18 protein-coding genes are annotated in these 23,331 nt (G+C 70.7%); 10 read left to right on the top strand and 8 right to left on the bottom strand.

The window, feature by feature from the left end:
* Window positions 1-32 precede the first annotated feature (32 nt).
* Window positions 33-1,232: an FAD-dependent monooxygenase gene (locus J4557_RS40860; protein ID WP_208272203.1), complete on the top strand. Its 1,200-nt coding sequence runs from the start codon at window positions 33-35 to the stop codon at window positions 1,230-1,232.
* A 56-nt stretch (window positions 1,233-1,288) separates the two neighbouring features.
* Here the strand turns inward: J4557_RS40860 and J4557_RS51960 are convergent, their stop codons facing one another.
* The gene (locus tag J4557_RS51960) at window positions 1,289-4,222 is read right to left on the bottom strand and encodes a helix-turn-helix transcriptional regulator (protein ID WP_208272202.1); all 2,934 of its coding nucleotides are present in this window, start codon (window positions 4,220-4,222) and stop codon (window positions 1,289-1,291) included.
* A gap of 103 nt (window positions 4,223-4,325) precedes the next feature.
* On the opposite strand from J4557_RS51960, the gene J4557_RS40850 reads away from it, so the two are divergent.
* Window positions 4,326-5,792 carry an MFS transporter gene (locus tag J4557_RS40850; protein ID WP_208272201.1) on the top strand — a complete coding sequence of 489 codons (1,467 nt, stop codon included), beginning with the start codon at window positions 4,326-4,328 and terminating at the stop codon, window positions 5,790-5,792.
* Between the two features lie 84 nt (window positions 5,793-5,876).
* Here J4557_RS40850 and J4557_RS40845 read toward each other — a convergent pair whose 3' ends face one another.
* Window positions 5,877-6,608, bottom strand: coding sequence for a CTP synthase C-terminal region-related (seleno)protein (locus tag J4557_RS40845; RefSeq protein WP_208272200.1), 732 nt, complete (start codon window positions 6,606-6,608; stop codon window positions 5,877-5,879).
* A gap of 75 nt (window positions 6,609-6,683) precedes the next feature.
* On the opposite strand from J4557_RS40845, the gene J4557_RS40840 reads away from it, so the two are divergent.
* The 3 genes from J4557_RS40840 (at window position 6,684) to J4557_RS40830 (ending at window position 9,209) form a co-directional block, all read left to right on the top strand.
* Window positions 6,684-7,559 carry a LysR family transcriptional regulator gene (locus J4557_RS40840; protein WP_208272199.1) on the top strand — a complete coding sequence of 292 codons (876 nt, stop codon included), beginning with the start codon at window positions 6,684-6,686 and terminating at the stop codon, window positions 7,557-7,559.
* Window positions 7,560-7,648: 89 nt separating this feature from the next.
* A complete protein-coding gene (locus J4557_RS40835; protein ID WP_208272198.1) occupies window positions 7,649-8,458 on the top strand; it encodes a class I SAM-dependent methyltransferase in 810 nt (269 codons plus the stop codon).
* A 109-nt stretch (window positions 8,459-8,567) separates the two neighbouring features.
* Entirely contained in the window at window positions 8,568-9,209 is a 642-nt protein-coding gene (locus tag J4557_RS40830) for a TetR/AcrR family transcriptional regulator (protein ID WP_208272197.1), read from the top strand.
* Window positions 9,210-9,287: 78 nt separating this feature from the next.
* Here the strand turns inward: J4557_RS40830 and trpS are convergent, their stop codons facing one another.
* A complete protein-coding gene (gene trpS / locus J4557_RS40825) occupies window positions 9,288-10,355 on the bottom strand; it encodes a tryptophan--tRNA ligase (protein WP_208272196.1) in 1,068 nt (355 codons plus the stop codon).
* A gap of 217 nt (window positions 10,356-10,572) precedes the next feature.
* Between trpS and J4557_RS40820 the strand changes: the two genes are divergently transcribed.
* The 3 genes from J4557_RS40820 to J4557_RS40810 all read left to right on the top strand — a co-directional run bounded on the left by J4557_RS40820 (window position 10,573) and on the right by J4557_RS40810 (window position 13,059).
* Window positions 10,573-11,061: a MarR family winged helix-turn-helix transcriptional regulator gene (locus tag J4557_RS40820; RefSeq protein ID WP_208272195.1), complete on the top strand. Its 489-nt coding sequence runs from the start codon at window positions 10,573-10,575 to the stop codon at window positions 11,059-11,061.
* 73 nt (window positions 11,062-11,134) lie between these two features.
* Complete coding sequence (locus J4557_RS40815) at window positions 11,135-12,580, top strand: MFS transporter (RefSeq protein ID WP_208272194.1); 1,446 nt, start codon at window positions 11,135-11,137, stop codon at window positions 12,578-12,580.
* 11 nt (window positions 12,581-12,591) lie between these two features.
* Complete coding sequence (locus J4557_RS40810) at window positions 12,592-13,059, top strand: pyridoxamine 5'-phosphate oxidase family protein (RefSeq protein ID WP_208272193.1); 468 nt, start codon at window positions 12,592-12,594, stop codon at window positions 13,057-13,059.
* A 43-nt stretch (window positions 13,060-13,102) separates the two neighbouring features.
* On the opposite strand, the gene J4557_RS40805 is transcribed toward J4557_RS40810, so the two are convergent.
* From J4557_RS40805 to J4557_RS40785, 5 genes are all read right to left on the bottom strand, one after another.
* Complete coding sequence (locus J4557_RS40805; protein ID WP_208272192.1) at window positions 13,103-14,011, bottom strand: M56 family metallopeptidase; 909 nt, start codon at window positions 14,009-14,011, stop codon at window positions 13,103-13,105.
* Window positions 14,008-14,388, bottom strand: a complete 381-nt coding sequence (locus J4557_RS40800; protein WP_208272191.1) for a BlaI/MecI/CopY family transcriptional regulator — start codon at window positions 14,386-14,388, stop codon at window positions 14,008-14,010. Before J4557_RS40800 ends, J4557_RS40805 begins: the two co-directional genes overlap by 4 nt.
* Window positions 14,389-14,535: 147 nt before the next feature.
* Entirely contained in the window at window positions 14,536-14,823 is a 288-nt protein-coding gene (locus J4557_RS40795) for a ubiquitin family protein (RefSeq protein ID WP_208272190.1), read from the bottom strand.
* Window positions 14,820-15,935, bottom strand: coding sequence for a WD40/YVTN/BNR-like repeat-containing protein (locus J4557_RS40790; protein ID WP_208272189.1), 1,116 nt, complete (start codon window positions 15,933-15,935; stop codon window positions 14,820-14,822). The genes J4557_RS40795 and J4557_RS40790 overlap by 4 nt, the downstream gene beginning before the upstream one ends.
* 190 nt (window positions 15,936-16,125) lie before the next feature.
* Window positions 16,126-20,919, bottom strand: coding sequence for a hypothetical protein (locus tag J4557_RS40785; protein ID WP_208272188.1), 4,794 nt, complete (start codon window positions 20,917-20,919; stop codon window positions 16,126-16,128).
* 1,060 nt (window positions 20,920-21,979) lie between these two features.
* On the opposite strand from J4557_RS40785, the gene J4557_RS40780 reads away from it, so the two are divergent.
* Together J4557_RS40780 and J4557_RS40775 are read left to right on the top strand one after the other, a co-directional pair.
* The gene (locus J4557_RS40780; protein ID WP_208272187.1) at window positions 21,980-22,213 is read left to right on the top strand and encodes a hypothetical protein; all 234 of its coding nucleotides are present in this window, start codon (window positions 21,980-21,982) and stop codon (window positions 22,211-22,213) included.
* A gap of 394 nt (window positions 22,214-22,607) precedes the next feature.
* Window positions 22,608-23,174: a hypothetical protein gene (locus J4557_RS40775; RefSeq protein ID WP_208272186.1), complete on the top strand. Its 567-nt coding sequence runs from the start codon at window positions 22,608-22,610 to the stop codon at window positions 23,172-23,174.
* Window positions 23,175-23,331: the final 157 nt, after the last annotated feature.

Here is a 23,331-nt window from a genome sequence, read left to right as displayed (position 1 = left end):
CATTTGTCTTAAACGGATGTACCGTTCGGGGCATGAACACGAACGCGGACACGAGCGTCCTGATCTCCGGTGCCGGCATCGCGGGCCTCACCCTCGCCTTCTGGCTGCGCCGCCACGGCTTCGCCCCGACCGTCGTGGAGCGGGCGCCCGCCATCCGCGACGGCGGCTACAAGGTCGACGTCCGGGGCGCGGCCCTGACCGTCGTCGAGCGCATGGGCCTGCTGGACGAGGTCCGCGCGCGGCGCACCGGCGTCCGGAGCGGGACGGTCGTGGACGCGGCGGGCCGCCGGGTCGCGAGCATGGACGGCGACACCTTCGGCGGCCGGGTCCACGGCGACGCGGAGGTGCTGCGCGGCGACCTGCACCGGCTGATCTTCGAGCGCACCGGCGCCGAGTACCTGTTCGGCGACTCGATCACCGCGCTCACGGAGACCGGCGCCGGGGTCGAGGTCGCCTTCGCGAGCGGGCTCGTCCGGACGTTCGACCTGGTGGTGGGGGCGGACGGGCTGCACTCGGCCACCCGGTCGCTGGCGTTCGGGCCGGAGGAGCGGTTCGTCCGCGACCTCGGCCACCGCATCGCGATCTTCGGCGTGCCGAACCACCTGGGACTGGACCGCGAGGAGGTCACCTGCGTCGGACCCGGCCGGACGGCCCTCGCCTACAGCACCGGCGACGGCGCGGACGCCAAGGCGATGTTCCTGTTCCGGTCGGACGGGACGGACGTCCCCCGCGAGCGGGCCGCGCAAGAGCGCGCGCTGGCGGCCGCGTACGCGGACGAGGGATGGGAGGTCCCGCGGCTGCTCGACGGGATGGGCGCGGCGCCGGACTTCTACTTCGACGCGGTCGCCCAGGTCCGGATGGACCGCTGGTCGAGCGGGCGGGTCGCGCTGCTCGGCGACGCCGCGTACTGCGCGTCGCCCGCGTCCGGCCAGGGCACGAGCCTGGCGCTGGTCGGTGCGTACGTGCTGGCCGGGGAGCTGGCCGCCGCGGGCGGCGACCACCGGGCCGGGTTCGCCGCGTACGAGCGCGAGATGCGCCCGTTCGTGGAGCGGAACCAGAAGCTGGGGCCGGCGAACCTCAAGCGCATGGTGATGCGGACGGCGGGCGCGGTCCGGATCTCGATGGCGATGCTCGGGCTGATGAACCGGATGCCGGGGCGGGAGCGGGTGATGGCGAAGGTCATCGCTCCGATCCACGCCGCCGCCACGGCCATCGCCCTCAAGGAGTACTAGGCGGTGGGCGCCGGTTTCTCCGAGCGCGGCGCGCCGCCACCGGGGGCGGGAACGGATCAGTCGGCGGGCGGGTCGAAGAGGCGCAGCCGGTGTGCGAGCGCCGCCGCCTCCGTCCGGGACGCGACCTGCAACTTCGCCAGGATGTTGGAGACGTGGACGCCCGCCGTCCGCGCCGAGATGAACAGCGCCTCCGCGATCTGCCGGTTGCTGCGGCCGTCCGCGACCAGCCGCAGCACCTCGGTCTCGCGGCGCGTCAGGCCGAGCCGCCGCGCCGGATCCGGCGTCGCCGGAGCAGGGTCCGGGGCCGGGGGCGGGGCCGGGGCCGGTTCGACGAGGGGAAGGCGGGCGCGCGCGGCGAGCAGTTCGATGTCCTTGAGCAGCGGTTTCGCGCCGAGGCTCGCGGCGATCGACGCGGCCTCGCGGCACGCCTCGGCCGCCCGCCCGGACGGGACGCCGGGCGCCTCGGCCGCGCGGAACAGGGCCCACGCCAGCGGGTAGGGACGGCCGAGACCGCGCCACGCCCGCACCGCTTCGTCCCAGCCCCCGTCGCCCGCCTCCGCGCGGAACGAGGCCCGGTACGCGTGCTGGACCGGCCCGATGACCGGCAGCTCCTCGGCCAGGTCACGCAGCTCGGCCAGCCGTTCGCGGGCTCCGCACGCCGCGTCGGGTTCGGCGGCCGACCGGGCGAGCCGCTCCCCGCACAGCCGGGCGCCGGTCAGCAGCAGCGGCCATACGAAGCGGGACGTTTCAGGCAGACCGGGTCCGTCAAGGGCGCGGACGAGGATCCCGTCGGCGCCGGCGAGGTCGCCGCGGGCCATCGCGACCCTGCAGCGCAGGTCGTGCAGCGGGAGCCGGAACGCCTTCCCCCAGTAGCGGTCCCCCATCACCGCGTGCGCCGCGTCCGCCGCCTCGCCGGCCGCCGCGGCGTCGCCCTGCGCGAGCACGATGAACCCCAGGTTGACCTGTGCGAGCGCGCGGAACAGCGGCGGCGGGTCGAGCGCGAGGACGTCCCGTAGCAGGGCGGCCGCCTCGTCCCAGCGGCCGAGGTCCCAGAGCGGCTCGGCGCCCTTCGCGGCGAGGCCCGCGCCCTGGTCCCGGTCGAGGCCGGCGCGGCGCGCGGTCTCCAGCCCGGCCGCCACCGCCCCGGCGGCCCGCTCGTCGAGGCCCATGCCGTGCAGCGCGTCCGCCTCCGCCATCGCCGCGATGACCAGCGGGACCGCCGACTCCCCGGCGGCACGGGTGACCTCCGCCGCCTCGGCGATCCGGGCCAGCGCCGCGTCGAGGTCCCCGGCTGCGCCGTCGAGCGAGCCGAGCGTCAGCAGCGCCCACGCCCGCACCCGCGCGTCCCCGGACTCGCACCCCGCCGCGAGCGCCTCGGCCGCCAGCGCCCGCGACTCGTCCGGCCGGGACATCAGGAACAGCCGGTTGGCCAGCGTCGAAAGCGGACGCCCCCGGACCGCCGCCGGGGCCCCGTCCGGCAGCAGCGTCACGGCCGCGCGCAGGTCGTCGAGCGCCGGGTCGCCGAGCCGGTGGCGGAGCATGCTGCGCAGTTCGAGGAGCAGCGCGGCGCGGCGCGGATCGCTCTCCCGGTCGAGGGCGGCGAGGGCCTCGGACGCGAGGTCGACGCCCCGCGCCGCCTCCCCCGCCGACAGGCACGCCTCCGCCGCGCGGTGCAGGACGTCGACCCGGTCGGCGCCGAGCACGCGCTCGGGCTCGGCGATGCCGTCCCACTGGCGGAGCACGCGTTCGAGGATGCGCAGCTGCTCGGGGTGGGCGTGGACGGCGCGTGCGGAGGCGGCGGCACGCCACAGGGCGTCGAACGCCTGCTCCTGGTCGCCCGCCGCGCACCAGTGCGCGGCCTCCTCCGCCGCGGCGCGCCCGTCCGGGACGAGGTCGGGGTCGGCCTGCAAAGCGGCGCCGGCACGCTTGTGCAGGCGGGCGCGCGCGCTCGGCAAGGCGTCCTCGTACACGGCTTGGCGTAGGAGCGCATGCCGGAACGAGTATCCGTCGCCCTCCGCCAAGAGAAGACCTCGGTCCACGGCAGGACGTATCGCGTCCTCTAGAGACAGGTCGTTCAGCCCCGCCACGGACGCCAGGAACCGGTGCGCCAGACCACCGCCCCACGCCGACGCCACGGACGCGGCGTGCAGCACGCCACGAGACCCGTCCGGCAGCGAGCGGAACCCGGCGAGCAGCAGGTCCCGCAACCGGCGCGGCGTCCCGCCCTGCGCGCCCGCGTCCGCCAGCGCCTCCACGAACAGCGGGTTCCCCTCGCTGCGCCGCGCGATCTCCTCGACGACGCCGCGGTCCGGCAGGTAGCCGAGCCGGGCGGCGACCAGCCCGCCGACCTCGTCGCAGGTCAGCGGCGCGGGCTCCAGCAGGCTGACCCGCGGCGACCGCGCCAGCCCGGCCAGCACCGGACGCAGCGGATGCCGCTCGTCCAGGTCCGTCGACCGGTACGTGCCGACCAGCAGCACACCCGGCCCGGCCAGGTTGTGGACGAGGAACGCCAGCAGCTCGCGGCTCGACGGGTCCGCCCAGTGCAGGTCCTCCAGGACGACGGCGAGCGGACGCTCCCGCGCCGCGCCCTCGACCAGCGTCAGGACGTCCTCGTACAGCCGGGCCCGCCCGTACACCGGGTCGGGCTCGTCCGGCGCGACGCCGAGGACCGGCAGCCAGTGCGCCAGCCCGAGCCGCCCGCCGCCCGGCAGCAGGCCGGCGGCGCGCTCGGCGCCGAGGTCGCGGACGAGCGCGCGCATCGCGGCGATGAACGGCGCGTAGGCGAACCCGCCGCCGGCCTCCAGGCAGTCGCCGCGCGCCACCCGCGTCCGGGACGGCAGCCGGGCCGCGAACTCCGCGACCAGCCGGCTCTTGCCGATCCCCGCCTCGCCGCCGACCAGCACGGTCACCGGCCCGGCCTCGCACGCGCGCGCGTACGCGTCCGCCAGGGCGGCCAGCTCCGCCTCACGGGCGACGAGAACCGACGCCACCGCACCCCCTAAGCACCCGGTCCGGAAATCTGAAGAACCCGGCCCGACCGACTACGTCATCCTCTCAATGTGGCATGAGCCGCGCGTCACGACCGTAGAGGTCATGACATCCGGAAAGCACGGCCGGCTGATCCTGCCGGTCATCCTCTCGGCGACCTTCATGGTGTCGTTCGACTACATGGTGGTGAACGTCGCGACGCCGTCGCTCCAGCGCGACCTGCACGCCGGGCCCGTCGCCCTCGAACTCGTCATCGCCGGCTACGCCTTCACCTACGCGAGCGGGATGGTGACCGGCGGGCGCCTCGGCGACCTGTTCGGCCACCGGCGGCTGTTCCTCGTCGGCATGGCCGCCTTCACCGCCGCGTCCCTGCTGTGCGGGCTCGCGCAGTCGCCGGTCCAGCTCGTCGCGGCGCGGCTGCTCCAGGGCCTCACCGGCGCGGCGATGGTGCCGCAGGTGCTCGCCCTGATCAGCGCCGCGCTCCCGGCGGCGGACCGGCCGCGCGCGATGGCCTGGTACGGCGTCGTCCTCGGCGGCGGGGGCGTCGCCGGGCAGATCGGCGGCGGGCTGCTGCTCCAGGCGGACCCGCTCGGGCTCGGCTGGCGGACGATCTTCCTGGTGAACGTGCCGGTCGGCGCCGCCGCGCTCGCGCTCGCCGCCCGGTCGCTGCCCGGGACCCGGTCGGACCGCCGGCCCCGCCTCGACCCGGCCGGCGCCGCCGGGATCTCCGGCGCCCTCGCGCTCGCGCTCGTCCCGCTCGCGATGGGCCGCGAGCAGGGCTGGCCCGCCTGGACGTGGATCTCACTCGGCGCGTCCGTCCCGGTCCTCGCCGCGACACTGTGGTGGGAGCGGCGGCTCGCGCGGACCGGCGGCGAACCGCTGCTCGACCTCGGCCTGTTCCGCGCCCGCTCGTTCGACCTCGGCCTGGCGCTGAACGTCGCGTTCCTGGCCTCGTTCGGCAGCATGAACGTCGTGCTGACGATGCTGCTGCAGGGCGGCCTGCGGCTGACGCCCCTCGAAGCGGGCCTGGAGTTCGGTCCGATGGCGGTGCTGACCATGGTCGCGTCGCTGTTCGGCCGCCCGCTCGTCGCCCGGTTCGGGCTGAAGGTGCTCGTGTGCGGGACGGTCGTCAGCGCGCTCGGGGTGCTGGCGATGGCCGCCGAGCTGCACGTCCTCGGCGGCGACGTCACCGCCCCCTGGCTGCTCGCGCCGCTCGGCCTCGTCGGCCTCGGCGGCGGCCTGACGCTGCCGTCGGTGATCGGCGCGGTGATGTCCGGGATCCGCCCCGCGCAGGCCGGCGCCGCGTCCGGGGTGCTGAGCACCGCGCAGCAGTTCTCCGGCGCGACCGGCGTCGCGGTGCTCGGTGCGATCTTCTTCGCGGCGCTCGGCGCGCACCCGGGCCGGGCCGCGTTCGCGTCCGCCGCCGAGTCCGCGATCTGGGCGGACTTCGCCCTGACGGTGGCGGCCGTCGTCCTCGCCGGGCTCTTCCTGCGCCCGGCCGCACCCGCACCCGCGCCCGCACCGTCGCCCGTTGTGCCGGAACGGGAACCGCTTCTCGACAAGCGCGTCTGACAGGCCGGACCCGCCCCCGCCGGGCCGCGCACCGCCGGGCCCCGCCGGGCCGCCCACCGCCGGGCGGCCCGGCGCCGCCGCACGTCAGGGCCGGGCGGCGGCCCGCTCGCCCACCGCCGCGCACGCGGCGGCGACGAACGCGGCGACCACGGGATGCGGGCGGCTCCCGTCCCCCGCCAGCTCCGGCTGGAACAGCGTCGCGAAGTAGAACGGGTGGCCGGGCAGCTCGGCGATCCGCACCTGGCCCTCGTCGTCGTGGCCGGTGAAGCGCAGGCCGTGGGCCTCCAGCGTCCCGCTGTACGCGGGGTTCGGCCCGAACGTGCAGTTGAAGCGCTCGATGCTGCGCGACGTCCCCATGATCCGCTCGGCGGACGAGCCGGGCGCCACGTTCACCTCGCCCTCGTGCCCCGCGAGCGAGCACGCCAGCGGCATGATCACCGCGTCGGCGTCCTCGCCCTCGGCGTTCCCCGCGTTCTCGGCGTGCTTCGCACCGGCGATCCCGCACACGTTCCGCGCGAACTCCAGGATCATGTGCTGGAAGCCGCCGCACGTCCCGAGGACCGGGACCCCGCCCTCCCGCGCCGACCGGATCGCGGTGAGGGCGCCCGCCTCGCTGCAGTACGGGCTGCCGGGCAGCAGCCAGACGCCGTCGAAGCCGCCGAGTCCGGAGCCGACCTCGTCGGTCGGGATCCAGTACGCCTCCGCGAGGAGGCCGTCGCGCTCCCGGACGGCCTCCAGCAGCCGTGGGATCCGGACGTGCGACTGGACGTTCGGGGACCGCTCCCCGACCAGGGCGATGCGCGCTGTGAAGGTCATGCCCCGATCCTGACGCCGATTCCTGCTTAAGCGCCAACGATGATTTCCGATGCGCCCATAAGCGACACTTATCCCATGGACCCCCACCTCCTCCGGACGTTCGTCACCGTCGTGCGGACGGGCTCGTTCTCCGCCGCCGCGGCCGAGCTCGGGTACACGCAGGCGGCCGTGTCGCAGCAGATCGCGTCGCTGGAGAACGACCTCAAGATCACGCTGCTGCACCGGCGGCCCGTCGGCACCACCGAGGCGGGGGCGCGGCTCCTCGAGCACGCCGGCCCGATCCTGCTGCGGCTCCAGGCGGCGCGCTCGGAGATCGTCCGGATGTCCGGGACGCCGCGGGCCCGGCTGCGCGTTGGCGCGTCGCCGCTGGCCTCCGCCCACGTCGCGGCGCCGCTGGCCCGCGCGCGCGGCGCCCACCCGCGCGTCGAGGCCGCGGTGCGGGTGATGGGCCGCGCCGAGATCGACGTGGCGGTCGCGGCGGGCGACCTCGACATCGGGCTGGTCGACGGGATCACCGCGCCCAACGACCCGCTCCGGCTGGCCGACACCGTCCCGCTGGCGGCGGTCGCCGTCGCGGAGCGGCCGCTCGTGCTGGTCCTGCCGCCCGCGCATCCGCTGGCGCCGCGTCCCGGCGCCGACCTGAGCGACCTGGTCGACGCGCTCTGGCTGGACGTCCCGGACGTCGCGGTCCCGCTCGCCGCGCTGCGCCAGGCCACGGGCTCGCGCGACGGGTTCCGGCCGTCCCTGACCTGCGAGGGCGGGGACCTGCCGTTCCTCCTCGCGCTCGTCGCCGCGGGCCACGGCCTGGCCGTCCTCCCCGCGGGCCTGGCGGGCGGCGCGGGCCTCGCGGAGGTGCCGGTGCGCGCGCCCCGGGTCGTGCACCGGACGGAGCTGCTGCACTCCCGCGCCGCCGATCCCGCGACGGCCGCGTTCGTCACCGCGCTGAGCTGAGGAAACGCATCCGGGCTTGACCTCCGGCGAAGCATGGCCTCATTATGAACATGCGTTCATGAACATGCGTTCACAACAAGGAGGCTCCGATGGACGTCGTCAACACGGCCCAGGCCGAGGCATGGAACGGCTACGAGGGCGAGCACTGGGCCGGCCACCACGACCGGTACGACGCCGTGAACAACGGCTTCAACGGCGCCCTGCTGGAGGCCGCCGCGATCGGACCCCGCGACCACGTCCTCGACCTCGGCTGCGGGAACGGCCACGTCACCCGGCTCGCCGCGCGGCGGGCCCGGCTCGGCCGGGCGCTCGGCGTCGACCTGTCCGCGCCGATGCTGGCCCGCGCCCGCTCGCTCACCGAGCGGGAGGGCGTCCCGAACGTCGGCTTCGAGCGGGGCGACGTGCAGGTGCACCCCTTCCCGGACGCCGCCTTCGACGCCGCGGTCAGCCGCTTCGGGGTCATGTTCTTCGCCGACCCGGTCGCCGCGTTCGGCAACGTCCGGCGCGCGCTTCGCGACGGCGGCCGCCTGGCCTTCCTCGCCATGGCGTCTCCCGCCGGGACCGACCTCGGCACCGTGTTCGCCGCGATCGCGCCGCGGCCGGCGGCGGTGACCGGACACGCCGGGCCGATGTCGCTGTCCGACCCGGACCGCGTCCGCGAGATCCTCGGCGCGGCCGGGTTCCGCGACGTGACCTGCCGGACGGTGCACGCCGAGCAGGTCTGGGGGCGGGACGCCGCCGACGCCGCCGGGTTCCTCGCCGGCTGGGGCCCCATCCGCCACAACCTCGGCGACGGCCCCGAGCTCCGTGCCGCGATCACCGACGCGATGCGCCCGTTCGAGCGGGACGGCGCCGTCCGGCTGCGCAGCACCGCCTGGCTCGTCCGGGCCCGGCGGTGAGGCGGGGCGCGGTCCTCGGCGGGTACGGGGCGGTGGGCTGCGACGACGATGCCGGGCCCGCGCGGGCGCGTCCCCGGCATCGTCGTCGCAGGCCCTACGATGCGGGGTGATGTCACCTCGAAAGGCCGCCGCGCTGCGCGGCTGCGACCGGACCCTGCGCGAGCACCTGATCGCGACCGCCGAGCGGATGATCGCCGAGCGCGGGACGGCGGGGCTGACCGTCCGGGCCATCGCCCAGGAGGCGGGCGTCGCGGGCGGGGTGCTCTACAACCACTTCGCCGACAAGGAGGAGCTGATCGCCCTCGCGCTGCGCGCCCACGCCACGGCGATCGAGAGCGGCCTGGGGCCCCTGCCCGCGCCGGGCACGGGGACGGTCGAGGGCAACCTGCGCGCGTACGTCGCCCACGGCCTGGCCCTGCACGGCCGGATGGTCCCGGCGCTGACCGGCCTGATCGCGACGCCCGAGGTCCTCGCCCGGTTCGCCGGGCTGAGCGATCCGGACCGGGACTGGCGGCACCGCCTGCGCGGCTACCTCGAGGCCGAACGCGGCCTCGGCCGCATCGACGCCGGCGCCCGCGTCGACGCCGTCACCTCCATGATCGTGGGCGCCTGCCACGAGCCGGTGCTGTCGGCACTGTTCCAGGGGCGGGGCATCGCCGAGCCGTCCCCCTCGCACTCGGTGGACGACCTGGTGACCACCGCCCTCCGGGGCATCGAGCCGCGCGAGCCCGCCGGGCCGCACCCGTCCTGAGCCCGCAGCCGGACCCGGCGGGGCGCGCGGCCGGACCCGGCGGGGGGCGCGGCCTCGAGCCAGGAGGTCCGGGCGTCCTCAGGTGGTCATGGACATCGCCTCGCGGACCTCGTCGAGGGTCTGGGCGGCGATCGCGTCGGCCCGCGCGTTGCCTTCGGCGAGGACCCGGCGCAGCTGGCCGCGGTCGGCCATGATCTCGGCGCGGCGGGCGCGGATCGGGCGCAGGAACTCGTTGACCGACTCGGTCACCGTCCGCTTGAGCGCCGCGCCGCCGCCGTCGCCGATCTCCGCGGCGACCTCGCGCGGGTCGCGGTCCTGGCAGAGCGCGGCGAGCAGCACCAGGTTGGACACCTCGGGCCGGGTGTCGGGCGCGTACTCGATGTGCCGGTCGGCGTCGGTCACCGCCCGCTTGATCAGCCGGGCCGTCTCGTCCGGGGACGCCGACAGCGCGATCGCGTTGCCGCGGCTCTTGCTCATCTTGCGGCCATCGGTGCCGAGGAGGGTCGGCGCAGCCGACAGCAGGGCGTCCGGAACCGGGAAGACTGGGGCGTACCGGTCGTTGAAGCGGCGCGCGATCGTCCGGGTGACCTCCAGGTGCGGGAGCTGGTCGGCGCCCACCGGGACGAGGTTGGACTTGCAGAACAGGATGTCGGCGGCCTGGTGGACGGGGTAGGTGAACATCAGCCCGCTGACCGAGGACTGCTTGGACGCGGCGATCTCGTCCTTCACCGTGGGGTTGCGGCCCAGCTCGCCGACCGTGACCAGGGACAGGAACGGCAGCATCAGCTGGTTCAGCGCGGGCACGGCGCTGTGCCGGAAGATCGTCGCGGTGGACGGGTCGATGCCCGCGGCGAGGTAGTCGGCGACGAGGCCGTCGACGTGCTCGCCGAGCCGGTCGGCGACGTCGCGGTCGGTGAGCACCTGGTAGTCGGCGACCAGCACGAACAGGTCGACGCCGGCGCGCTGGAGCCGGACGCGGTTGGCGAGGGTGCCGAAGTAGTGGCCGAGGTGCAGGGCGCCGGTCGGCCGGTCGCCGGTCAGGATCCGGAACGCGCCGGGGTCGGCGGCGATGCGCGCTTCGAGGTCGCGGTACGGGCCGGTGGCCTGCGACGCTTCGGCGGCCTGCGGGGGCTCGGTGGTGTGCATTTATCTCTCCTCCTGGTTCCGGGGCCCGCCGGACGGACCCGGGTGCGGAGAAGAGAGCGGGCCGTCCAGCGGACGGCCCGAGGCGTGCGTGGGTGTCGGCCGTCCTAGGACGGCCGCCAGCACAGACACGCGGTGCGCTTCATGCCTTCACGGTATCCCATCCGGATGCGCATGGCAGTAGATAATCCGGAACGGAACCACTGGGTACTCTGGAGCCATGACCGCGCTCGCCCCTGCCAACGCCGTGACCGACCTGTCCTACCTGCTCGACCACACCTCGCACGTGCTGAAGTCGCGGATGACGGCGGCGCTCGGCGAGATCGGGCTGACGCCGCGCATGCACTGCGTGCTCGTGCACGCGCTCGAGGAGGAGCGCACCCAGATCCAGCTCGCCGAGATCGGCGACATGGACAAGACCACGATGGTCGTGACGGTGGACGCCCTGGAGAAGGCCGGGCTCGCCGAGCGGCGCCCGTCCTCGACGGACCGGCGCGCGCGCATCATCGCCGTCAGCGAGAAGGGCGCCGAGACGGCCCGCCGGGGGCAGGAGATCGTCGACCGGGTGCATGCGGAGGCGCTCGGATCGCTGCCGGACGGCGAGCGCGAGGTCCTCGTGCGGGCGCTGCGGCGGCTCGCCGAGGGGCACCTCAGCACCCCGGTGGAGCAGGCGCAGCCGGTGCGCCGCAAGCGCGAGCGCAACAAGTAGGTCGACAGTAGATCGTCTCTAACAAAACTATCTGCTACTGTCTCTCCTGTTCGCCTCGAACGGGAGATGACCTATGAACCTGTCCGCACGGTCCCGCGGGACCGCTCTCGGCGTGCTGTCCGCCGCCGCGCTGATGACGATCCTGGACGGCAGCATCGTCACCGTCGCGATGCCGTCCATCCAGCGCGACCTCGGCTTCTCCGCCGCCGGGCTGAGCTGGACCGTCAACGCCTACCTGATCGCCTTCGGCGGCCTGCTGCTCCTCGCCGGGCGGCTCGGCGACCTGATCGGCCGCAAGACGATGTTCCTCGCCGGGAACGCGGTGTTCACCGGCGCGTCCGTGCTCGCCGGCGCCGCCACCGGACCCGGCCTGCTGATCGCCGCCCGGTTCCTGCAGGGCGTCGGCAGCGCGATGGCCTCCGCCGTCGTCCTCGGCATCCTCGTGACGCTGTTCACCGAGCCGGGCGAGCGCGCCCGGGCCATCGGCGTCTTCAGCTTCACCGGCGCCGCCGGCGCCTCCATCGGCCAGGTGCTCGGCGGGGTCCTCACCGACGCGCTGAGCTGGCACTGGATCTTCCTGATCAACGTGCCGATCGGGCTGGCCACGATCGCGCTGGCGGTCGTCGCGCTGCCCCGCGACCGCGGCGCCGGGCTGCGCGCCGGCGCCGACGTCGCGGGCGCGCTGCTGGTCACGTCCGGGCTGATGCTCGGCATCTACACCGTCGTCAAGGCCGAGAGCGACGGCTGGCTGTCGGGCCGCACGCTCGGCCTCGGCGCCGTCTCGCTGGTCCTGCTCGCCGGGTTCTTCGTCCGGCAGGCGAGGGCCGCCACCCCGCTGATGCCGCTGCGGCTGCTGCGCTCGCGCAACGCGTCCGGCTCCTACCTCGCGCAGATGCTGTCGCTGTCGGCGATGTTCTCGTTCCAGATCATCGTCGCCCTCTACATGCAGAAGGTCCTCGGCTACGACGCGCTGCAGACCGGCCTCGCGATGCTGCCCGCCGCCGTCGCCATCGGCGCGATCTCGCTGTTCGTCTCGGCCCGCCTCAGCCGCCGCTTCGGCGAGCGCGCCGTGCTGCTCGCCGGGCTCGTCCTGCTGATGGGCGCCATGGGGTGGCTGGCCCGGATCCCGGAGGACGCGAGCTACGCGGCCGACCTGCTGCCCGTGATGGTGCTGGTCGCCGGCGGCGGGCTCGTCCTGCCCGCGCTGACCGGCCTCGGGATGTCCGGCGCCCGCCCCGACGACGCGGGCCTCGTGTCCGGGCTGTTCAACACCGTCCAGCAGATCGGGATGGCGCTCGGCGTGGCGGTGCTGTCGACGCTCGCCGCGTCCCGCACCGAGCACCTGCGCGCGGACGGCCGGTCCGAGGCCGCCGCGCTGACCGGCGGGTACCACCTGGCGTTCACCGTCTCGGCGGGCCTGCTGGTCGCCGCGTTCCTGGTCGGCGTCCTCGTCCTGCGCAGCCCGAAGGCCGCCGCGGACGCCCCCGCCCCCGTCGAGTCCGTCCCCACCAGCGCCTGAAGGAGATCACCATGACCGCGTACGGCCCCGGACAGGGACCCGGCCCCAAGCCCGTCGGCGAGGACGACCTCGCCCGCCTCCTCGGCGAGCAGCAGTTCGCCGTCCTCGCCACCACGAAGAAGAGCGGCCACCCGCACCTGTCGACCGTCGTCTACACCTGGGACCCGGCGGAGCGGATCGTGCGGATCTCGACCACCGCCGGACGCGCCAAGGTCAGGCAGATCCGCAACGACCCCCGGGCCGCGCTTCACGCGTCCGCCCCGGACCACCTGTCGTTCGTGGTCGCCGAGGGACGGGCGGAACTGTCCGCGATCAGCGAAACGCCCGGCGACGCCGCCGGGCGGGAGCTCCTCGCGATGACGCCGGGCTTCCCCGACCCCGCCGACGAGCGGGCGTTCCTGGAGCAGATGGTCAAGGACGAGCGGCTCGTGATCCGGCTGCATGTCGACCGGCTCTACGGGACCGTCCTTGCCGACTGAGGAAGGCCGTCGCGACCGCCTGCCGGGCACCGGCCCCCGCGGCTCAGCTGGGCAGCACCAGCAGGATCAGCGGAAGGCCGGCCAGCAGCGGCACGGCGGCCGTCGCGGCGAGGCGGGCGCGGCGCGGCAGCGGCTTCGGCTCCAGCAGCCGGTTGACCCGCGCCATCACCGGGATGTCGTCCGAGGACGCCACCCCCAGCGTCCCGGACGGCGCGGCCGCCGGGCGGGCGGCGGCGAAGCGCAGCAGCGCCGTCGCCAGCTCGCGCGCCGGGCGCCCCGACCGGGCCCGGTCGTCCGCGGCCATCTCGATCAGCAGCTCCACCGCGTCCAGGCACCGCCCGACCAGCCGGAACTGCGGGAAGACCTGGCGCAGCGACGCGAACGGCAGCAGCACCAGGTCATGGCGCTCGCGCGCGTGCGCGCGCTCGTGCGCGAGGACCGCGGCCAGCTCGGCGCGGTCCAGCAGCTCCAGCGTCCCGGCGCTCACCACGACCTTGGACGAGCGGACCCCCGGAACGCAGTAAGCGGCCGCGCCCGGGTGGTCGAGGACCAGCGTGCCGGGCACGGCCGAATCGCGGCGGGAGACGAGGGCGAGGAGTACTCGGTGCCGGTGCCTGGCGCGGACGACGCGGACGACCGCGTACATCAGCATGACCAGCAGCACGGCGGCGAGGCTCACCGCGGACAGCAGCGCCGCCATGTGCACCGCGTCGAGCCGGGCCGCCTGGTCGGCGTAGAGGCCGGGGATGCCGCCGAGGACGCCCTTGCGGTACGGCGCCATCGCGACGCCGAGCAGGGCCCCGATGGTGGCGACGCCCCAGCACAGGCCGAGCGACTGCCAGAGGGCGATGCCGAGGCGCGGGGTGCGCCACGTCCACCTGGCCCGGGACAGCAGGTGCGCCCCGCCGACGGTCCCCAGGGAGATCAATGCGAGCAGGGCGGTGCCGGTCATGCCGGTGGTTCCTTCGTGATGCCGGCCAGGGCCTGGCGGATCACGTCGATCTCGTCGCTCGAGACCGACCGGACGAAGTGCGCCAGGGCGGCGTCGCGGTCGCCCGTCTCGTCGAGGGCGCCCAGCATCAGCTCGGTGACGTAGCTCTCCCGGCTCTCGACCGGCCGGTACCGCCACGCGCGGCCGTCCCGCTCGCGTTCGAGGAAGTCCTTCTTGGCGAGCCTGTCCAGCACCGTCATCACCGTGGTGTGGGCGAGGTCGCGGTCATGGGCCAGCGCACGGCTCACGTCCCGGGCGGTGGCGGCCCCGGCGCCGGCGTCCTCCCGCGCCCACAGAACCTCCATGACCGTGCGTTCAAGCTCTCCAAGACCCTTCACGACGTCCAGATTATCCGACTGAGAGCGAGGTCACCACGGCGGGTAGTACTACCGGCTTCCGTACTACGTGTTGTAGTACTACATTTTGTCGTATTCGCGGCGTGCCGGGGTCACGGTCGGCAACCACGCACCGGCACGCCGCCTCTTCTACCCGCCCGCCATGGCGCCGACCACCATGAACGGCTCGGCCCCCGCGACGACCGGCCCCGGCAGCGGCGCGTCCACCGGCTCGTGGGACAGGTCCTCGGCGCAGGCGTAGAACCGCACGAACGCCCGGCGCCGTCCCGTCCGCCGATCGCGGATCGTGCCGCGCAGCACCGGGAGCCGGGCCTCCAACCCGTCCAGGACCGTCGCGATCGTCGTCCCCGCGACCTCCACCTCCCCGTCCACGCCGGCGAGCGCCCGCAGATGCGCGGGCAGCACCACGCGGATCACGGCAGCGCCTGCACTTCCACCGAGAGCACCGCGGGGAGATCGCGGACGATCGGCGTCCAGGTGTCCCCCTCGTCGGACGACCCGTACACCTGCCCGCCGGTCGTCCCGAAGTAGATCCCGCACGGGTCCAGCGAGTCCACGGCCATCGCGTCCCGCAGCACGTTGACGTAGCAGTGGCTCTGCGGCAGCCCGGCGGTCAGCGGCTCCCACTCGTTCCCCCCGGCCCGGCTCCGGTAGACGCGCAGCCTCCCCTCCGGCGGGTAGTGCTCCGAGTCGCTCTTGATCGGCACCACGTAGACGGTGTCCGGCTCGTGCGCGTGCACCGCGATCGGGAACCCGAAGTCGCTCGGCAGATCACCGCTGATCTCCCGCCACGTCTCCCCCGCGTCGTCGCTGCGCATCACGTCCCAGTGCTTCTGCATGAACAGCACCTCCGGACGCGACGGATGCAGCGCGATCCGGTGCACGCAGTGCCCGACCTCCGCCTCCGGGTCCGGAATGCCCTCCGACCGCAGCCCCCGGTTCACCGGACGCCACGTCGCGCCCGCGTCGTCCGTGCGGAACACGCCCGCCGCCGAGATCGCCACGTACATCCGCGCCGCGTCCACCGGATCGAGCACGACGGTGTGCAGGCACATCCCGCCGGCCCCCGGCTGCCAGTCCGGCCCCGACCCGTGCCCGCGCAGCCCCGGCAGCTCCTGCCAGGTCTGCCCGCCGTCACCGGTCCGGAACAGCGCCGCGTCCTCGGCGCCCGCGTACACCACGTCCGGGTCCACCGGCGACGGCTCCAGATGCCACACCCGGTTGAACTCCCACGGACGCGGCGTCCCGTCGTACCACTGGTGCGTCCCCGGCTCCCCGTCGTACCGGAAGTCGTTGCCCACCGGACGCCACGTCGTGCCCCCGTCGTCCGACCGCTGGATCAGCTGCCCGAACCAGCCCGTCGACTGCGACGCGTACAGCCGCTGCGGATCGGCGGGCGATCCGGCGACGTGGTACATCTCCCACCCGCCGAAGTGAGGCCCGCTGACCTCCCACCGCTCCCGCGTCCCGTCCGCGGTCAGCACGAACGCCCCCTTGCGCGTCCCGACCAGAACCCGAACCCCGCTCATGCCCGCACTCCTCTCGACGACTCCGAGAAGAGACCACCCCCACCCCCGAAACTCATCGCCGAGCCGAAGGTCGCCCCAGCAGCCTCGCACGCAACCGGCCGACCCACCTCCCGGCACTGTGGACCCGCCTCCGGCGCGCAGACGTCCGACCAATACGCGAATCAGGTTCGGGAGAAATCAGGGGAGTTTCTCAAGGAAGTTCAACGAAGAGATCGCCTCGCTCGTCTCGACGGATCTTGAACCCCAAGGCGGCCACCGCGGGGCTCAACTTGCCTCCGTGCGCGGCTTTGAATTCTCTGAAGGCATGATATCCGAGAATATCCCCCAGGGCCGACCCGAGCTCCATCAAGGACACCGGTTCTCCTTGCGACTCGGAGTTCCGCAGCACTTCCATGATCAATCCGGCGATATCCATGCCCGGGCGCGTCCTCTGCTCCAGGCTTCGTACCAGTGCTGGATCGATCTTCGGTCGCCTAGGGATCCGGGCGGGAGAGGGCGAGACGAATTCGGCAGTCTCGTCCGCATCGCCCTCCTCTGCAAACTCTTCCGGCGGATCCGGCACAGGCTCCTCGGCACCTCGAATTCTCCGCGGCGGATCCGCAAACTCCAAGGCGGCGGGTACACCACCGGGATAGGTGGGCTCCCACGCGCGCAGACCCTCGTAGCTGAAGCCCAGATAGAAGTCGATCGCCTTGTTGATATCACGAGTGCGCAAGAAGGCGTTCCGCGGAGTGAAGAACGCAGTGAGATTGCCGTCGGAATTCTTATCGCCGAAGACCCTGACCCGCCCCGCCTGCGGGCTCTTGATTTCCTCTATTACGCCACTCACCCGGCGCAACTCATGAGGATGACTCCAGAAGTTGGTGGGTTCCCGTCGCTGAACGCCAAGTTCACTGTAGTGGACCAACGGATGCTGACGAGCATCCACTCCAAGCCACTCATAACTCCACTGCCGGCGTTCCTGGCGGCTCAGTCGCGAGCACTCTTCGAGATGGAAACGAACCCGTTCCTGGTCTCGCGCATCCCCTCTATACCAGATGAGGAAATGCAAGACATAGAGGTAATAGGTGGCCTCAAGGCTTCCCTTGTTGGACGCGAACCAACTCAATTGCTCCATGGCGGCGGTCTCGGAATACTCTGGCAGCCGGCGATAAGCCTGGAACCAGAGACGCACATCGGCATCGGTGGCCTGCCCGTTGTGCACGGCACCCTCGGTCATCTCAGCGATCGTCCGAAGGTCGTCCTCGCGGAGCAGGCCCCAGTCACGCCCGGCTCCCGCGTAGAGGGTGCGAGCGACCGCGAGTTCGATCTCCGGGGTGCCGGTGATCTCCCGCAACTGCTTCCAGCGTTCGACCAGCCGCTCCACGTCGCCATAGAGGGTGTCCAGCGTCTTGCTCAGCTTTTCGTAGTACTTACCCTCGGGTTTGATCTCCCGGAGATTCTCCAGATGCCGCTCGGCAAGCTCGATCTGCTGGGTCGCCCAACGACTGACCTCACCGCCCTCCTCGAGAAGATCTGCAAGGCTATTCTTGTCGGAAGCCTTCAGCAGGGCGTCGATCACCGTGGCGATCAACTGGATTGGAGTTGCCCAGTTATGTTCGTTCAGCTGCTTCCCGGCGGCCATCTTAAAGGCGTCCATCGCCCGATCGAAGTTCGGAATCGCCGCCTCAAGGAGCATCTCGGGCGTTGCATCTATACCCTTTTGGCGCGCAGCCTGGCGGCACCTGGCCAGGTCGTTCTCCACCCAGAAACGGCGAACCATGCCGAGCGTGTGCAGGTGGGTCGAATCCCCGCCTTTGGTGGACTCCACCGCTCGAAGCAGATAGCTCTCCGCCTCCACGAACGAACCGCGGACCTTGTAGATATGATAACGGCCTCGGTGATTCCAGAAGTGAGGATTCTTCGGACAGCAGCCGGTCAACTCCTGAAAAACGGATTTACCCGCCTCGACCGTAAGACTTAGAACGAGCTCCGAAAAATGCTCCGATTGAGGTTGCCTGGCGACGAGCGTAGTGCGTCGAATGAAAAGTTCGCTCAGCAGATGCCAGGTAGAGGAGTTCTCCGCGCCCAAGTATTCGGTGACTTTTCGAATGAACGCACGAGAAATACGTCCGAGCGCCAGTTGCTCACTTCCCTCGTCCCCCTTCAGCACTCGCTCGGCAATGAGCGGATGCAGCAGACGGAGATGATTATTGTCCACCAGGACGAGATGCCGCAGGTCCGGCCCCAGCATCTCACGCAGGTCATCTTCTTGGTAGAAATGTGGCGCAGGCTGCTCTGCGCCCAGCCATGCTCTCACCATGTGCAGCGGCAGCCCTAGATCCTGTCCATAGCGCGTGACGAGTGCGAGGAACCGGGCGACTTCTCGCTGATCGTCCGTAAGCTCTGCGAGATGGTGACGCACATAGGACTGGACACCCTCGAACTTCTGATCGTATACGCAGAGTCCGAAATAGAAGGGGGACAGCTTCGACGCCGGAACGATCCGACCATCGGCAGCCAGGTCATCGAGCACCCGCAGAGCGCGCTCTGAATCCTCCGCCTCCGCACGACGCCGGTACTCTGCCAGAAAGCGTTGACGCTCAGATCCGCTGAGCGGATCGATGAGCTGATGTTTGCCGCCGCGGTCATGGTTTGTGCGATTGACCCAAAGCAGGACGGCTCGACTGTTGCGCTCGGAAAGATCTCTGCGAAGGACTTCGCGATCTGGTTCCGGCAGAACCGTTGACTCTGCGACCATGAAAACGGGTTTGCCACACTGCTGATAGATCTCGTCGATGCGATCGACAGTCGTATCAGTGTACGTATGAAGAACCACGGTCGGGAAGGTGCGGTGGAGGTTCCACGCGATGCGCCGCGCAAGAGTCGTTCCTCCGGCACCCGGGGAATGGTCCAGGTGAACAGTGTACAGTTGAGGATCGGTAAGCCGCTGTTTGATCTCCTGCATGAGATCGGCAGCAGCGTCACGTTCGACGTCCACCCATGCCTCCAGCTCCGCCCACGTCGGAGGCCGGCCTCTCCAGAACTCCTCGGTGGGGGGCGCTGCGGTGAAGCGGTCACGGGTGAGGACATGCGAGTGCAGGACATCGAGGTCGACCTCGAGGCGATTCAGGTCCGCAGGAGTGAGTTGCCAGCGCTGACCATCGGTTCCGGGCAGAGATATCCGGTCCAGGCCGCCTGTCTGCGGCAGCGACTCGGCGATGACGCTTAGGAACGCGTCCGAATCGAACCCGTGGCCCGCAGCACCGGAGACGAGGTTGACCTGCGTGTTTATGCCGTCGTAGATCTCCTCGATGTACTCAACGATTCGATCGATCTGCCGGGTCCGATGACCGGAGCGCAGGCACAACACTACCGCCAGTTGATTAGGCGTACCCCGGTGCGTCTCCTCGACGAGGTCCCGGACCCGCTGAAAATACTTTTTGCGACGCCACGTCTCGTCGGACGTCGTCGTCGCCTCGCCACGGCTGCTCCAGCCATTGGCCATTAACCAGTTGGTGGCGTTCACCGGCTTTACCGACTGACCATTGGAGCCGTAGACGCTCACGTGGCGAACCTTTTCGAGCTGTCCAAGCAGGACACTCGATAGGCCGTTGATGTCGCTTTCGGGATTCAGGTCTATGACTGCAGCCCACTTACCCTGAGCCAATGCGACCAATCCATCGACAGCCTCAACGTTGTCCGCGATCAGGAAGAGGTCCGCTCCCTCGGCATCAGCGTGGAAAGGGGCCCACTGACGCATTGCCTCCGCCGCGCTGATCGGAGTCCCACCGGAGGTGGGAAGAGCCTTGGCCGCCTGGCTTCTGGCAGACAGATCCAGGAAGAGCCGCTGGTTGTGTTCACGAAGCAGGGACCTCGCCGCCCAGCAGGCGCTGAGCATCGCGGCCCTACGGAATGAAGGGTCAGCGAGCGGCTTCGATGCCCAATTCAGTCCTGCGGCCACACGCGCGTACAGATGCTGTCGCCGCCAAACATCTGCACGCCGACTCTCTCTGCGTTCCAAAGCACTGATCGTCTTGTTCCGGATGCTTCGCAGCAGGTTGACGATACCGGTGTCGACCAGGTCCAGCGCGATGGGTATCGCCGGCTCTTCATCGTCGATCCGCGCTAGAATCGGAAGCACTCGCCGATTCGTCGACCGCGGCAGCCCGTAGAGGAGAGCAGCCAACTCGAGATATGCTTGATCATAAAGGAGCGGCGCAGAATCGCTCCAGTTCACATCGATGAGCCAGTAGTCCAGGTCGCGCGTTTGCATCGACCCCCGCACGAGGAGGTTCCGGAGGTGGAGATCGCCATGGGCGGGCCCGCGAAAGTAGGCAAGCTCTTCATTTTTTAGGTCGTATTCGTCACCGAATATGACGAGCGGGTTGGGAAGAAGCTCACCTTCATACTGGAAGGCATGAACGGAGCCGGCGAGTTCATGGAATACGTCGGCCGCTTTGGCGCCGCGTTCGTTCCGTGGAAAATCCGGCCCGAGCCAGGCGGCGAGGACCTCGCCTACCGTACTTCCATAAACGGGTTGCCCGGCGGCTGCAAGCTGAGCGTCCAGTAGGTCACTCGCGATTCTGCCGCAGACCTGCTCTCGGTCCTCGAAGTCGACATGCTCGGCGGTGCGCACTCGGTGGAGGCTGCCACCGGCGATTTCGTAGACATCGACGCTGATCCCTGCGTCTTGCACGGAGAAGCTGACGCTCGGGACGTGCTCCCCGGCGAATCCGTCCAGCCCGGCCGTGAAGGCGGCGTGCGCATCGGCCTGAAGCCTGCCGGTAGCCCGACTGACTTTGAGAACGTACTGCCCGTTGAGGTCTGTCCCGGCCGCGGCGATATCGCAGAGGACCACTTGCGCATCGGTGAATCCACCGGAGAGCTCGCGAACGATCTCGACCTTACTTCCCGCAGGGAGTCGGCTCGCGATCAGCCGAATGCCCAATGTGAGATGTTCATCCCAAACGCCCGAATCGACCCCGATGGCTCCGTTTGCCATGCGTCAAGAGTACGTCCGGATGAATCGGACGGGGCTGCCTCGGCCAAATGAGGACAGGTGGGGTCCTCCTGCTTCAGCGCGGCGAGAGGGGGCGGTCGGTACAGCACGCCCCTTGCGCAATCATCCGCTCAGGCAAGCCCGAGCCCCCCTGTTAGTCAGGCTGATCACTGCCCCGTCCGAGGTGGGACTGCGGCGTCCTTGGCGCCGCTTGCGGGGTGCCCCGAACCGGCGCGGGCTTGCGGACTCTCTGTGAGCGGCTACGCCGCCGAGATCTAGGGGTCTGCCTCTAGGAAGCCCGGCGGCGCGCCGTCGATGCGCACACCATGATGGTGTGCACGCGCTGCCCCTGTCGGGTGCTGGTTCAGCCGATCGACGCCCCGAACTTCCGACCCGGTCGTACGCCAGGCCACATATCCCGCCGGTCATGCGGAAGTGTGGAGGCTATTCGGCCTGCGGCGGGCCTGGCCGCCCGAGACCCGCACGCACCCTGCCCGGCTCGGCCGAGCCTCGGACCCGGCTGTGCCAGCGATCGATCGGCAGGCCGCTGCTGATCTGGTGCTCGTCAGCAGTTCGGCGTCGCCCGCCTGAACCCCGGCGCTCCTCCGCTGCCCTGTGAAGGCCGCGCCCCTGACACGGCACCGTGCCATCAGGTGCGCCCGAAGTTCCCGCGGAGCGGCCAGCCGACGCGGTTGGCCGGTGGCTGCCTGACCGGACGGACGAAGTAGATGACCCGATGCGCTGGAACATGAGGCTCAAGCCGCCGGACGCGGCATCTGGCAGACCGCCGAACACACCGTCCAGCCTCTGCGTTCGAGCTGCCACTCGCTTCGCCGTGCCCTGGGCCACTCGGGGCTGGTCAACACACCGCTCCAGGTTCACGGGAGTCGACCCGACACACCAACGATCGAGATCCTCCCGCGCATGACGGCTCGAGGCGGGCTCAGCGGGGGCGAGTTCACTTCTGGAAGTGAGCCGAGGGAGAGACGGCGCGGATCAAGGCGACACTGACGGACGTGGACTGAGCGCGACAGGTCACGTTTTCATGCTCAAGAGCTATGGAGTGACCGACGACATCGTTTCCATGGGTGTCAGTTGGTGGGAAGCGATTCTCCGGCGAACGCAACACAGCTTCTACAACGAAGCCAGCGCGTACATGCCGATATGGCCTGTCCAACCGCTGGAGGGCGCCATCACCGGCTTCAACATCACCTCTATCGAACACGTGATCAAGGGTTTGGGCGGGACGATGACGACCAGCACAGACCTGACAGGTTCCGCATGGTCCACGTCCTGATGACCCGGCTAGACACCCGCAGTCGCCCGGAATTCGCCGGAGGGTCCGCTTCCTCACCGAAGCGGACGCCGAGGTGGCCAGAGCCCGACTCGCGCCGAAGGCCGGCGGTGCCGGATCAAAAAACTTCCGATCGGCATCTGACGAGCGCCGGCACACCGAACCAGGGTATCGACCACTCCCATCACGGCCACCACTGCTCCAGTTCAGCGCGTCCGACCCGGGCGGGCCGCTTCACCACACCGAACAGTTGTCGGCCAACTGCGGCCATCCCTACGATCGAATACTTGTGCCCTGGACTGGGCATACTCGATCAAAGATTTGGAATTTCAAGTCGCAAAATAGTTTGACGCAAGGCTGAAAAGCATCTTGCTCATCGACTCATTCAAGGAGGAAAATGAATTCCACTATAAGCGCTATCGTCATTGCACTTATGGGCATTGGAGGAACTCTCGCGTCAGCACTGTTGACCCAACAAAGCGCAAACAACAACAAGAGACAGGAGCTTGATCGGTCGGAACAGCAGCGAAGGGAAGAGCGTGAATATCACGCCCGACAAGAGGCCATGGATGCGCGGCGCGCGTGCTACGTGGGCTTGAATACGGCAGCCCGACTGTTCTTGACAGAGCTGACGAACTACCTACACGCCTTGAGTGCCGGCGAGTCGTTGGACGCAGTCCATAGCCAGGTCGAGGATGTCAGGCGCGAGCATCGTGCGCGACACGCCGAAGCACAGATGATCGTACCCGACGACGTACTGGCAGCCGCGAGTGCGGTCAACATTCAACTGGGCAACCTCTACGGTATTTTAAAACGCTGCGAACAAGGTGATCCGACTCTTGGTGAAATGAGTAAAGAAACCGAAGGGATGCGCGCGAGGACATGGGACCTGCTCGCGGAGATGAGGGCTCTTATGCGAGAAGATCTAGGGATTGCCTCTCAGGGCAACTCGATGGATCACTAGAACGCGACTGCTGGGCAGCGTTCCCCTATAAGAGCGTGTCTCATGTGGGGAGTTGTGTGAGCTTCTTGTAGCAGGTGATGGCTGCGGCGAGGACGAGGAAGGCGTTGAACAGGTGGCCGTGGCGTTCGTAGCGGACGGTTAGGCGCCGGTAGCCGAA

Source organism: Actinomadura nitritigenes (assembly GCF_017573545.1).
GTDB classification, from domain to species: domain Bacteria; phylum Actinomycetota; class Actinomycetes; order Streptosporangiales; family Streptosporangiaceae; genus Spirillospora; species Spirillospora nitritigenes.
The sequence above is the reverse complement of the archived record's forward strand: the minus strand, read 5'-3'. Positions and strand labels throughout refer to the sequence as shown.